Genomic DNA, 12,655 nt, shown 5'->3' on the forward strand with positions numbered 1-12,655 from the left:
ATTAACTGAACAGAGAGTAGAAAATAGCGGAGATAGCGATCAGGCCCATAATCACAACGAAGACGTTGCTGATATGGCCGCTGTATTTACGCATTGCCGGTACTTTCTGAATTGCATACATCGGCATCAGGAACAGAATCATCGCGATGATTGGGCCACCCAGGGTTTCAATCATACCGAGGATACTTGGGTTCAGCGTCGCCACAATCCAGGTGGTTACCAGCATGAACAGCGCAGTGATTTTGTTCAGTTTGTTGATTTCGATGGTTTTGCCTTTGCCGCGCAGAGACTTAATCACCATACCGTTGAAACCTTCACGTGCGCCCAGGTAGTGGCCGAGGAAGGATTTGGTGATAGCGATAATCGCGATGATCGGTGCCATCCAGGCAATGATCGGCGCGTTAAAGTGGTTTGCCAGGTAAGACAGGATAGAGATGTTCTGCTCTTTCGCTGCGGCCAGATCCGCTGGGGTCAGGCTAAATACGCAGCTGAAGACGAAGAACATAACGGTCAGCACCATCATGATGTGAGCGAATGCCAGAATCTTAGAGCATTTCTTCTCAGCTTCATCACCGTATTCTTCACGCTTCGCCACGGCGAAGGAGGAGATGATCGGTGAGTGGTTGAAGGAGAACACCATTACCGGAATTGCCAGCCACAGGGTCAACAGCAGTCCGTTGCCGGTGGTTGCTGCAGAGTCAAAGGACAGGGTTTCCAGAACTGCACCGCTCCACTGAGGGATCAGGTACAGCGCCAGCAGCATCAGGGCGGCAACAAACGGGAATACCAGGATGCTCATCGCCTTCACGATCATCTGCTCACCGAAACGCACGATGGTCATCATGCCGACAATCAGGATCAGAGACAGGATTGCGCGCGGCGGCGGCGTAATTGCCAGCTGGTGGGTCAGGAAGCTTTCGACGGTGTTGGTGATTGCTACGCTGTAGACCAACAGAATTGGGTAGATAGCGAAGAAGTAGAGCAGGGTAATCAGTTTACCTGCGCCTACACCAAAGTGTTCTTCTACAACTTCAGTAATGTCTTCACCCGGATTTTTACCGGACAGCACGAAGCGAGTCAGGCCGCGGTGTGCAAAGAAGGTCATTGGGAAAGCAAGGATCGCCATGATGATCAGCGGAATCATACCGCCTACGCCTGCGTTAATCGGCAGGAACAATACACCCGCGCCAATCGCCGTGCCGTAAAGGCCCAGCATCCACATGGTATCTGTCTTGCGCCATGCGCTGCGGGTCTGGCCCGTAACGATAGTGCTGGTTTGAGTGTTTTCCATCTATTTCTCCTGGAGGAAGCTTAAAAAGTCGGGTTTGGGATCAATCCAATGAGAAAATACCCGACTGTAAATCGAAATTCGTTGAGCGATTTTTTATATAATTTTTCGCCGTAATAATTTGCGGGCGGAAAGATACATTTTAGTAATGAATGTATCAGTGATCGCGATCCCAAATGCAATAATCCACCTTTTATGTGGATAAATTTGGACCATTAATCTGTTAAAAAATAGTCAAAGCGAATTTACGGGCGCGAAGGCTAACATTAACGACATATATCATGAAAGCGAAGGCGCGAAGATACGAGCGTTACGCTGTAAAAACTGTTGTTTTTAGAGGATTTTGGCGACTAATAATAATTTCCTAAGATAAATCACGGTTGGGTTTTAAAGGTAATCGTTTGCGTAGCGCGCTATTTTTAATGAAACATCATCGGTATTTATATGATTGTCTGAGCTATGTGACTGGTATCACTAAAAAAAGCCGGGAGGCTGATGCGCCAAACCCGGCTTTGATATGGACAAAACTGTCACCGCGATAGCGTCTGCTGGCGGCTGTTGGAGGTTAGGCGCAAATCTCGTAGCAAGGGATATACGCGGAGCCAGGTAACTTCATACGATGCTGTGCAACAAAGCCCTGCAGGAGATCGTCCATGCGGCGCATCATTTCGCGGTCACCGTGGATTTTGTACGGGCCAAACTCTTCGATGGCGCGGATCCCGACTTCCTTCACGTTACCGGCTACAATCCCTGAGAACGCACGGCGCAGGTCTGCCGCCAGTACTTCCACGGGTTGATCCGGGTACAGCTTCAGGTTAGCCATGTTTTCATGGGACGGCTCGAATGGCATCTGTAAATCAGGCGCAATACGAATAGACCAGTTAAAGCTGTAGGCATCACCGGTGTCACGGCGGTTCTCTTTCACCAGCGGCATCGCTTTTTTCATCAGACGAGCCACTTCTGCTGCATCGTCTATGATAATGCGATAGTGGCGACGCGCATCTTCCCCCAGTGTGTGCACGATAAATTCGTCCAGCACGCGGAAGTAATCGGCGCTCTCTTTTGGTCCAGTCAGGATCAGCGGTAAAACCTGATCTTTGTTGGCCGGGTTCATCAGGATCCCCAGCAGATACAGCAGCTCTTCTGCTGTCCCTACGCCGCCTGGGAAGATGATTATACCGTGGGCGATACGCACGAACGCTTCCAGACGTTTTTCAATGTCCGGCATGATGATCAGTTCGTTAACCAGCGGGTTAGGCGGCTCAGCGGCAATGATTGACGGTTCGGTCATACCGATAAAGCGGCTGTCTTTGTATCGTTGCTGGGCGTGACCGACCGCAGCGCCTTTCATTGGCGCTTCCATCGCCCCCGGACCACAGCCGGTACAGATGTTCAGTTCGCGCAGGCCCAACTGGGTACCAACGCGACGGGCGTACAGGTACTCATTTTCGTTGATGGAGTGACCCCCCCAGCAGACGACCATGTTCGGCGCTTCACCCACGTGTAGCGCCCGGGCATTGCGCAGGATCGAGAATACCAGGTTGGTAATATGCACCGAGCTTTCGAGATCCAGATGCTGAAAGCGACCGGCGTTATGGATCTGGCCATTGACGAACAGAATGTCGCGCAGCACGGCAAACAGGTTGGCCTGCAGTGCGCGAATAATGCGTCCATCAACAAACGCATCTTCAGGCGGGTTGATCAGTTCCAGCTTCACGCCCCGTTCGCGGCGCAGCACGTTAATGTCGAAACTTTCAAAGCGTGACAGCAGCTCTTTGCTGTTGTCGGTCAAACTGCCGGAGTTCAGAACGGCAAGCGAACAGTTACGAAACAGTTGATACAGGTCGCTGCTGGCCGTGCGTTTAAGCATATCGACTTCCAGCTGCGACAACATGTCCATTGAGCCAAGCGGGCTAATATGTGTAATCAAGTAAACTCCTTATGGGACGCAACACGTCATTCCCTGTTGATTACAATAGCCCTGGCTTATGACCTTTCACAACCTTGCGCGCGGAATCCGGCACGCAAAATTGAGAAAAAAGATTACTGACGTACCAGACGCCCCGTTGCTGGGGTGAAATCTGTGTTGGTGCGCCATGGGTTAATGTCCAGGCCGCCACGTCGCGTGTAGCGCGCGTAAACGCTCAGTTTCTCCGGTTGGCAGAAGCGCAGAATGTCATTGAAAATGCGTTCCACGCACTGCTCGTGAAACTCATTATGGTGACGGAAGGAGACCAAATAACGCAGCAGCTTCTCGCGATCGATTTTTCGTCCGCGATACTGAATCTGTATGGAGCCCCAGTCCGGCTGGTGGGTGATCAAGCAGTTAGACTTCAGCAGATGGCTGACCAGCGTCTCTTCCACCGCTTTTTCACCGCCAACGGCATTTTCCAGATACTCTGTGCTGAACTGGTAGTTATCGATGACGATATCCTGATTGTCGATACAGGTGCCGTTAAAGTGGGCTATCGGTTGTCCTTCCAGTTCGTCAAGACGGTACAGCGCTACGCTGACATCACCCTGAGCACAAGCGCGCAGATCGTTTTCCAGCGTCTGGCGTACCGCATCCCAGGAATCAAAACGCGTCTGGTTAAAACTGTTCAGGTAAAGCTTAAAGCTTTTCGATTCGATCAGATTTACGCTGGTATAATCCAGTTCTACATGACCGACCGCTACCTGCGGTAAACCGTTGGCATTCAGCCATGACAGTTCATATAGCGTCCAGATATCGGCACCGTGAAAAGGCAGATTATCGGCCTGTAAATCCAGCGGGTCGCGGTTCAGGCTGCGTGGAACGCCCTGCAGCAGGCTGGCATCGTAATTGTCACGGTAATCTGTTGATTTACCAAGAGTCAGGCCGTCAAGCGCCTGATGATTTTCATAAGAGGACATGTTTCACCGTCATAAACCAGATACACTATGCGACAAGTGTATCCTGGCTTTTGTGAAGAGAGAAATCAGTGGACGAATTGACAGCGCAGGCGTTGACAGCCTTTACGACACGTTATTGCGACGCATGGTACGAAAAAAACAACAGCTGGCCCCTCAGCGAAGAGCTGTATGGCGTACCTTCTCCGTGCATCATTTCTTCCACAGACGATGCGGTATTCTGGCAACCTCAGCCTTTTGTCGGCGAAAAAAACCTCAATGCGGTTGAACGCGCCTTTGATATCGTGATACAACCAGCCGTTCACGCTTTTTACACCACCCAGTTTGCCGGGGACATGCACACGCAGTTTGCGGATGAAAAACTAACGCTGCTGCAAACCTGGAGCGAAGACGACTTCAGGCGCGTTCAGGAAAACCTGATTGGTCACTTGGTTACGCAAAAGCGCCTCAAGCTGTCGCCTACGCTTTTTATTGCCACCCAGGACAATGAACTTGACGTCATTTCGGTGTGCAATCTCTCCGGTGAAGTGTGCAAAGAAACGCTGGGAACCCGTAAACGAACGGTGCTGGCGGACTCACTTGCGGAATTTCTCACTCAGCTTAAGCCAGTTCTGTAATCCAGATTGCCCTGAGCCTTGTGAGAGATCTCTTACAAACCCTGTAGGACATTGCCAGGTAATAAGTAAAGACTTAATGAACGGATAAAATAATTATCCCTTATTATTCATAAAGTTAATGTTTTATTGTCAACTTTCATACGAAAATAATCTTAAGGGAGTGTCTGTAAGCATCTTGTAAGACAAGGCGAAACAGGCGATTCTATATCTGTCGACAAGGAGTCGCACAACGAAGAGAACATCAGGATGATGGCTCTTCGGCAGGACACACCAGGACGGTGTTACATGGACAGGCTTCAGGATGAAGCAAAGCGGAAAGCGCTGGATGCGTTAAGGGACACCTCCAGGATGGAGAATGAGAGCCGGTCAGGATGTTCGGCGGGTCAGGATGGCCAGGACACTTCAGGATGAAGTTTTCACATCGGGGTGATGTGAGCAGGATGCACTAGTTCAGGATGAACAAGGTCGCAAGACCACAGGAAAAGTTGTCACGGATGAGCAGGGAGCACTAAAAGTAGCTGGAACGCTGCGAAACGAACCGGGAGCACTGTTTTTACAGTGCTCCCTTTTTTTATTTCCCTTCACTAGTGCTATTCTTCGCGCCAGATTTTTCATCATTGAGGTTAATTTCATGACGACTCATGACCGTGTGCGCCAGCAGTTACACGCGCTTGAAGCGCTACTGCGTGAACATAATCACTGGCGGTTGGATGAACCTGCAGAGCATCTGTTTACCAGCACGCAGCCTTTTTGTATGGATACCATGGAGCCGGTTGAGTGGCTGCAATGGGTATTGATTCCCCGCATGCATACGCTGATTGATAACGCTCAGCCGCTTCCGCAGGCTTTTGCCGTCGCACCGTATTACGAAATGGCGTTGGCAGCCGATCACCCGCAACGCGAAATTCTCCTGACGGCATTGCAGGAGTTGGATGCACTGTTTACAAGTGATAACGCCTGATGCTGGAGATTCTGTATCAGGACGAATGGCTGGTCGCAGTTAACAAACCTTCGGGCTGGTTGGTTCACCGCAGTTGGCTCGACCGGGATGAGAAAGTGGTGGTGATGCAAACGGTACGCGACCAGATTGGTCAGCACGTTTTTACCGCCCACCGACTCGACAGACCGACTTCTGGAGTACTGCTTATGGGACTGTCCAGCGAAGCCGGGCGGTTGCTGTCCCAGCAATTTGAACATCATCAAATTCAGAAACGCTATCATGCGATTGTGCGTGGTTGGCTGATGGATGATGCCGTGCTGGATTACCCGCTGGTCGAAGAACTGGATAAGATCGCCGATAAATTTGCCCGTGATGATAAAGGCCCGCAGCCTGCCGTCACCCATTATCGCGGTTTGGCGACGGTTGAGATGCCGGTAGCGACCGGACGTTATCCGACGACCCGTTACGGATTGGTGGAACTGGATCCTAAAACCGGTCGAAAACACCAGCTCAGACGCCATCTGGCGCACTTACGCCATCCGATTATCGGTGACAGTAAGCACGGTGATTTGCGGCAAAACCGCAGCGCCGCTGAGCACTTTGGCTGTCAGCGTTTGATGCTTCATGCCAGCCAGCTTGCGCTGACTCATCCTTTTACCGGCGAACCGCTGGTTATTCGCGCCGGGCTGGATGATGTCTGGATGCAGGCGCTATCACAGTTTGGCTGGCGTGGACTTCTCCCTGAGAATGAAAGGGTTGAGTTCAGCGGGCTGTCAGGTCAGGATGAGCAGATAGATTCTTAAGTCCCAGGAGATTACGGTTATGGCGGAAATTGGAATTTTTGTCGGCACGATGTACGGAAACGCGTTGCTGGTTGCCGAAGAGGCCGAAGCTATTTTGACGGCGCAGGGTCATAAAGCCACGGTGTTCGAAGATCCCGAGCTCAGCGACTGGCAGGCATATCAGGAAAAATATGTGCTGGTGGTGACCTCAACGACCGGGCAGGGCGATCTGCCGGATAGCATCGTGCCGCTGTTTCAGGGGATCAAAGATAATCTCGGTTTCCAGCCAAATCTGCATTACGGGGTAATTGCGCTGGGTGACAGTAGCTATGTTAATTTCTGCAATGGCGGCAAGCAGTTCGATGCACTGTTGCAGGAACAAAGCGCCCACCGTGTTGGGGAAATGCTGCTGATAGACGCCAGCGAGCATCCTGAACCGGAAAGCGAATCCAATCCGTGGGTAGAAAACTGGGGAACCTTGCTTAAATAACCTTTTGCCCGGCAGCACTTTGCTTGCACGGGCCTGTTACTCTCTTTTGGATCGTAGGCCGGGTAAGGCGTTGCTACCCGGCAACAAATCGCCCACCAAACGCCAATTTCGTGAAGCATCTTCCATTCCCTTAGGCTTATGCCATAAACAACCTCATTCACCTCCCGCAATGTTGTGTTTTTGCACGGTGAGGGTAAGAGGCACTCCTTCATATACTTTTCCCGTCAGTTCCCGAAAAGGCAGCGAGTCAGAATAAAACGGCCCTGAGCTGTACCAAAACTGCCACACACTAACCTCTCATTCTGATCACCCTACAGGTGCTGTACAGAATGAACTGGCGAAAGCCAAGATTCAGGAGTGCAACAATGAGTTCATTAAGTCAGGCGGCGAGCAGCGCGGAAAAACGCACTAACGCTCGCTACTGGATAGTGGTGATGCTGTTTATCGTCACATCCTTCAACTACGGCGATCGCGCCACCTTATCCATCGCCGGCTCGGAGATGGCCAAAGATATTGGTCTGGATGCGGTAGGGATGGGGTATGTATTCTCCGCTTTTTCATGGGCCTATGTTATCGGTCAGATCCCCGGCGGCTGGCTGCTCGACCGCTTCGGTTCAAAACGTGTTTACTTCTGGTCCATTTTTATCTGGTCCATGTTTACCCTGCTGCAGGGCTTCGTCGATATCTTCAGCGGCTTCGGCATTATCGTTGCGCTGTTTACCCTGCGCTTCCTCGTGGGGTTAGCCGAAGCGCCATCCTTCCCCGGCAACAGTCGTATTGTGGCGGCGTGGTTCCCGGCGCAGGAAAGGGGCACGGCGGTCGCTATTTTTAACTCGGCGCAGTACTTTGCCACCGTGATCTTCGCGCCAATCATGGGCTGGTTGACCCACGAAGTGGGCTGGTCGCATGTGTTCTTCTTTATGGGCGGTCTCGGGATTGTTATCAGCTTTATCTGGCTGAAGGTGATTCATGAACCGAACCAGCATCCGGGCGTAAACCAAAAAGAGCTGGACTACATTGCCGAAGGCGGAGCGCTGATCAATATGGATCAGGCGGCAGCCAAAGCCAAAGTGCCGTTCAGCGTGAAGTGGGGGCAGATCAAGCAACTGCTGGGCTCACGGATGATGATCGGTATTTATATCGGCCAATACTGCATAAACGCGCTGACCTATTTCTTTATCACCTGGTTCCCGGTTTATCTGGTACAGGCACGCGGTATGTCGATTTTGAAAGCTGGTTTTGTTGCCTCGGTCCCGGCCATTTGCGGATTTGCAGGCGGCGTGCTCGGCGGCATTATTTCCGACTGGCTGATGCGCCGTACCGGTTCGCTGAATATCGCCCGTAAAACGCCAATCGTACTGGGTATGCTGTTGTCGATGGTGATGGTGTTCTGTAACTACGTCAACGTGGAGTGGATGATCATCGGCTTTATGGCGCTGGCCTTCTTCGGCAAAGGCATCGGTGCGTTGGGATGGGCGGTGATGGCCGATACTGCGCCAAAAGAGATCAGCGGTTTGAGCGGCGGTCTGTTCAATATGTTTGGCAACATCTCCGGTATCGTTACGCCAATTGCTATCGGCTACATCGTAGGTACCACTGGCTCGTTTAACGGTGCGTTGATTTACGTCGGGGTGCATGCGCTGATTGCTGTAGTGAGCTATCTGGTGCTGGTGGGTGATATTAAACGTATCGAACTGAAACCTGTCGCAGGGCAATGATGATGACAACACAATCGAGTCCCATTATTACCGATATGAAGGTCATTCCGGTGGCCGGTCATGACAGCATGCTGCTCAATATTGGCGGGGCGCATAACGCATACTTTACCCGCAATATCGTCGTGCTCACCGATAACGCCGGAAATACCGGCGTCGGTGAAGCACCGGGCGGCGAAGTGATTTATCAGACGCTGGTGGACGCGATTCCACAAGTGTTGGGCCAGGAAGTCGCGCGCCTGAATAAAGTGGTTCAGCAGGTGCATAAAGGCAACCAGGCCGCTGATTTTGACACCTTTGGTAAAGGTGCCTGGACCTTTGAACTGCGGGTTAATGCGGTGGCCGCGCTGGAAGCCGCACTGCTCGACCTGCTGGGCAAGGCGCTGAACGTGCCGGTCTGCGAACTGTTAGGGCCAGGCAAGCAGCGCGATGCGGTCATCGTGCTCGGCTATCTGTTCTACGTGGGAGATCGCAGCAAAACCGATCTGCCGTATCTGGACAGCACGCCGGGTAACCATGAGTGGTATCACCTGCGTCACCAGCAGGCGATGAACAGTGAGGCGGTGGTGCGTCTGGCTCAGGCTTCGCAGGATCGCTACGGCTTTAAAGATTTCAAACTCAAAGGCGGTGTGCTGCCTGGCGAGCAGGAAATCGACACCGCTCGCGCGTTGAAACAATGTTTCCCGGATGCGCGTATTACGGTCGACCCTAACGGTGCCTGGCTACTGGATGAAGCTATCTCCTTGTGTAAAGGGCTGAACGATGTTCTGACTTACGCCGAAGATCCGTGCGGCGCAGAACAGGGCTTTTCTGGCCGCGAAGTGATGGCCGAGTTCCGCCGTGCAACCGGTCTGCCGGTAGCAACGAATATGATAGCCACCAACTGGCGTGAGATGGGCCATGCGGTGATGCTCAACTCGGTAGATATTCCACTGGCCGATCCGCACTTCTGGACCCTTTCCGGCGCGGTACGCGTGGCACAGCTATGCGATGACTGGGGACTGACCTGGGGCTGCCACTCTAACAATCATTTTGATATTTCCCTGGCGATGTTCACCCACGTCGGTGCCGCTGCGCCGGGCAACCCAACGGCGATCGACACCCACTGGATCTGGCAGGAGGGCGATTGCCGCCTGACCAAAAATCCGCTGGAGATTAAACACGGAAAAATTGCGGTACCCGACTCGCCCGGCCTGGGCGTGGAACTGGACTGGGATCAGGTACAGAAAGCGCATGAAGCCTATAAGGCGCTGCCCGGCGGCGCGCGTAATGACGCAGGCCCGATGCAGTATCTGATCCCTGGATGGACTTTTGACCGTAAACGTCCCGTTTTCGGCCGCCACTAATTTTGAATAAGGACTTAATTATGAGCGCACAATTTACTACCCCAGTCGTAACCGCGATGCAGGTGATCCCGGTTGCGGGCCATGACAGCATGCTGATGAATCTGAGCGGCGCACATGCCCCGTTCTTCACACGTAATATTGTGATTATCAAAGATAACTCCGGTCATACCGGCGTGGGTGAGATTCCCGGCGGCGAAAAAATTCGTCAGACCCTGGAAGATGCCATTCCGCTGGTGGTGGGCAAAACGTTAGGTGAATACAAAAACGTACTGAATGCGGTCCGCAATACCTTTGCCGATCGTGATGCCGGTGGCCGTGGTTTGCAGACCTTCGATTTACGTACCACTATTCATGTGGTTACCGGGATCGAAGCGGCCATGTTGGATCTGCTGGGTCAGCATCTGGGCGTTAACGTCGCATCTCTGCTGGGCGACGGTCAGCAGCGTAGCGAAGTTGAAATGCTGGGTTATCTGTTCTTCGTCGGTAACCGTAACGCGACGCCGCTGCCGTATCAGAGCCAGCCGGATGAGAAATGCGACTGGTATCGCCTGCGTCATGAAGAGGCGATGACCCCGGATGCAGTGGTGCGCCTGGCGGAAGCCGCATATGAGAAATATGGTTTCAACGATTTCAAACTGAAAGGCGGGGTGTTGGCCGGGGAAGAAGAAGCGGAATCTATTGTGGCGCTGGCGAAACGCTTTCCACAGGCACGCGTCACGCTCGATCCCAATGGTGCGTGGTCGCTGAATGAAGCGATTAAAATTGGTAAGTACCTGAAAGGATCGCTGGCTTATGCGGAAGATCCGTGCGGTGCCGAGCAGGGGTTCTCAGGCCGTGAAGTCATGGCGGAATTCCGTCGTGCTACCGGTCTGCCGACCGCCACTAATATGATCGCCACCGACTGGCGTCAGATGGGACATACGCTGTCGTTGCAGTCCGTGGATATCCCGCTGGCGGATCCGCACTTCTGGACTATGCAGGGTTCTGTCCGCGTTGCGCAGATGTGTCATGAGTTTGGGCTGACCTGGGGCTCGCACTCTAACAACCACTTTGATATTTCGCTGGCGATGTTTACTCATGTTGCGGCGGCGGCGCCGGGCAAAATTACCGCTATCGATACCCACTGGATCTGGCAGGAAGGCAATCAACGCCTGACCAAAGAGCCGTTTGAAATCAAAGGCGGCATGGTGCAGGTACCGGCGAAGCCGGGTCTGGGCGTGGAGCTGGATATGGATCAGGTTATGAAAGCTCATGAGCTGTATCAGCAACATGGACTGGGAGCGCGCGATGATGCCATGGGAATGCAGTATCTGATCCCGAACTGGACGTTTGATAATAAGCGTCCGTGCATGGTACGCTAAGCGAACTGGGACCGCTCCCACAAAAGGGGCGGTTTTTCTCCTGGTGTATGCTTAACACAGTCAACATGCGTAAGGATGCTTTATGAAAATAGTAATCGCACCGGATTCCTATAAGGAAAGTTTGAGTGCGCTTGAAGTGGCAACGGCTATTGAGCTGGGATTTCGTGAGATCTGGCCTGAGGCGAATTACGTGAAGATCCCGGTCGCGGATGGCGGTGAGGGAACGGTCGAAGCGATGGTTGCCGCAACGCAAGGCCACCTTGTGCATGTTGATGTTACCGGCCCTCTGGGTAAAACGATTCAGGCATTTTATGGTTTATCCGGGGATGAGCGTTCGGCGTTTATCGAAATGGCGGCCGCCAGCGGACTGGAGCAGGTTCCCGCAGGTTTACGCGATCCGCTGAAAACGACCTCCTGGGGAACCGGGGAGCTAATCCGTCATGCGCTGGACGCGGGCGTTGAACATATCATTATCGGGATTGGCGGCAGCGCCACCAATGATGGCGGTGCCGGGATGGTGCAAGCGCTGGGAGCAAAATTACTGGATGCGCAAAATAACGATATTGCTCATGGCGGGACTGGCCTTGAATCACTCGCCCGGATTGATATTTCTCAGCTAGACCCGCGTCTTGCCGCGTGCCGTATTGAAGTGGCCTGCGATGTGACTAATCCGTTGACCGGTGAAGAGGGGGCCTCTGCGGTCTTCGGTCCGCAAAAGGGGGCGACGCCGGAGATGATTCTTCGTCTTGATCGGGCGCTCACGCATTATGCGCAACTCATTGCCCGCGATCTGGACGTCAACGTGCTGGAACTGGCGGGTGGTGGCGCGGCTGGTGGTATGGGGGCGGCACTGTATGCGTTTTGCGGTGCGCAGTTACGCTGCGGTATTGAGGTCGTGACGGATGCGTTACACCTCGACGACTGCGTTGCGGATGCGGATTTAGTGGTCACGGGTGAAGGACGTATCGACAGCCAGACCATTCACGGTAAGGTTCCGGTTGGCGTGGCGAAGGTGGCAAAGCGTTACAACAAACCGGTTATTGGCATTGCCGGCAGCCTGACGGCTGATGTCGGTGTTGTACATGAACATGGGCTGGATGCGGTTTTTAGCGTTATTTATACCGTTTGCACACTGGAAGAGGCGCTGAAGAACGCGAGTGAGAACGTACGAATGACGGCGCGAAACGTGGCCGCGACCCTGAAAGCGGGTCAGCAATTACGTTGAAT

General features: G+C 52.9%; 11 protein-coding genes. 8 read left to right on the top strand and 3 right to left on the bottom strand.

Annotation, left to right across the window (positions count from 1 at the left end):
- Position 1: 1 nt before the first annotated feature.
- The 3 genes from OGV75_RS08460 to queF form a co-directional block, all read right to left on the bottom strand.
- Positions 2-1,291, bottom strand: coding sequence for an HAAAP family serine/threonine permease (locus tag OGV75_RS08460; protein ID WP_016154247.1), 1,290 nt, complete (start codon positions 1,289-1,291; stop codon positions 2-4).
- 562 nt (positions 1,292-1,853) lie between these two features.
- Positions 1,854-3,218: a nucleotide 5'-monophosphate nucleosidase PpnN gene (gene ppnN / locus OGV75_RS08465; RefSeq protein WP_003840366.1), complete on the bottom strand. Its 1,365-nt coding sequence runs from the start codon at positions 3,216-3,218 to the stop codon at positions 1,854-1,856.
- Positions 3,219-3,331: 113 nt separating this feature from the next.
- Positions 3,332-4,180 carry an NADPH-dependent 7-cyano-7-deazaguanine reductase QueF gene (queF, locus tag OGV75_RS08470; RefSeq protein ID WP_016154246.1) on the bottom strand — a complete coding sequence of 283 codons (849 nt, stop codon included), beginning with the start codon at positions 4,178-4,180 and terminating at the stop codon, positions 3,332-3,334.
- 68 nt (positions 4,181-4,248) lie between these two features.
- On the opposite strand from queF, the gene syd reads away from it, so the two are divergent.
- The 8 genes from syd (at position 4,249) to OGV75_RS08510 (ending at position 12,653) form a co-directional block, all read left to right on the top strand.
- Positions 4,249-4,794, top strand: a complete 546-nt coding sequence (gene syd, locus OGV75_RS08475) for a SecY-interacting protein (RefSeq protein WP_094760831.1) — start codon at positions 4,249-4,251, stop codon at positions 4,792-4,794.
- A gap of 631 nt (positions 4,795-5,425) precedes the next feature.
- Positions 5,426-5,755: a YqcC family protein gene (locus tag OGV75_RS08480; protein ID WP_016154244.1), complete on the top strand. Its 330-nt coding sequence runs from the start codon at positions 5,426-5,428 to the stop codon at positions 5,753-5,755.
- Entirely contained in the window at positions 5,755-6,537 is a 783-nt protein-coding gene (truC, locus tag OGV75_RS08485; protein ID WP_003825671.1) for a tRNA pseudouridine(65) synthase TruC, read from the top strand. Before OGV75_RS08480 ends, truC begins: the two co-directional genes overlap by 1 nt.
- A gap of 19 nt (positions 6,538-6,556) precedes the next feature.
- Positions 6,557-7,006, top strand: a complete 450-nt coding sequence (locus OGV75_RS08490; RefSeq protein ID WP_047499385.1) for a flavodoxin — start codon at positions 6,557-6,559, stop codon at positions 7,004-7,006.
- Between the two features lie 365 nt (positions 7,007-7,371).
- Positions 7,372-8,724, top strand: a complete 1,353-nt coding sequence (gene gudP / locus OGV75_RS08495; protein ID WP_016154241.1) for a galactarate/glucarate/glycerate transporter GudP — start codon at positions 7,372-7,374, stop codon at positions 8,722-8,724.
- 2 nt (positions 8,725-8,726) lie between these two features.
- Complete coding sequence (locus OGV75_RS08500) at positions 8,727-10,067, top strand: enolase C-terminal domain-like protein (protein WP_286480543.1); 1,341 nt, start codon at positions 8,727-8,729, stop codon at positions 10,065-10,067.
- Between the two features lie 20 nt (positions 10,068-10,087).
- On the top strand, positions 10,088-11,428 hold the full coding sequence (gudD, locus tag OGV75_RS08505) for a glucarate dehydratase (RefSeq protein WP_016154239.1): 1,341 nt from the start codon (positions 10,088-10,090) through the stop codon (positions 11,426-11,428).
- 82 nt (positions 11,429-11,510) lie between these two features.
- The gene (locus tag OGV75_RS08510) at positions 11,511-12,653 is read left to right on the top strand and encodes a glycerate kinase (RefSeq protein ID WP_094168804.1); all 1,143 of its coding nucleotides are present in this window, start codon (positions 11,511-11,513) and stop codon (positions 12,651-12,653) included.
- Positions 12,654-12,655: the final 2 nt, after the last annotated feature.

The sequence above is a fragment of the Citrobacter sp. Cb028 genome (assembly GCF_030336705.1).
Lineage (GTDB): Bacteria > Pseudomonadota > Gammaproteobacteria > Enterobacterales > Enterobacteriaceae > Citrobacter > Citrobacter braakii.

Excerpts from the sequence above, each read along its gene's own strand:
- OGV75_RS08460 (WP_016154247.1), bottom strand. The coding sequence starts at position 1,291 with ATGGAAAACACTCAAACCAGCACTATCGTTACGGGCCAGACCCGCAGC.
- queF (WP_016154246.1), bottom strand. The coding sequence starts at position 4,180 with ATGTCCTCTTATGAAAATCATCAGGCGCTTGACGGCCTGACTCTTGGT.
- OGV75_RS08480 (WP_016154244.1), top strand. The coding sequence starts at position 5,426 with ATGACGACTCATGACCGTGTGCGCCAGCAGTTACACGCGCTTGAAGCG.
- truC (WP_003825671.1), top strand. The coding sequence starts at position 5,755 with ATGCTGGAGATTCTGTATCAGGACGAATGGCTGGTCGCAGTTAACAAA.
- OGV75_RS08490 (WP_047499385.1), top strand. The coding sequence starts at position 6,557 with ATGGCGGAAATTGGAATTTTTGTCGGCACGATGTACGGAAACGCGTTG.
- gudP (WP_016154241.1), top strand. The coding sequence starts at position 7,372 with ATGAGTTCATTAAGTCAGGCGGCGAGCAGCGCGGAAAAACGCACTAAC.
- OGV75_RS08500 (WP_286480543.1), top strand. The coding sequence starts at position 8,727 with ATGACAACACAATCGAGTCCCATTATTACCGATATGAAGGTCATTCCG.
- gudD (WP_016154239.1), top strand. The coding sequence starts at position 10,088 with ATGAGCGCACAATTTACTACCCCAGTCGTAACCGCGATGCAGGTGATC.
- OGV75_RS08510 (WP_094168804.1), top strand. The coding sequence starts at position 11,511 with ATGAAAATAGTAATCGCACCGGATTCCTATAAGGAAAGTTTGAGTGCG.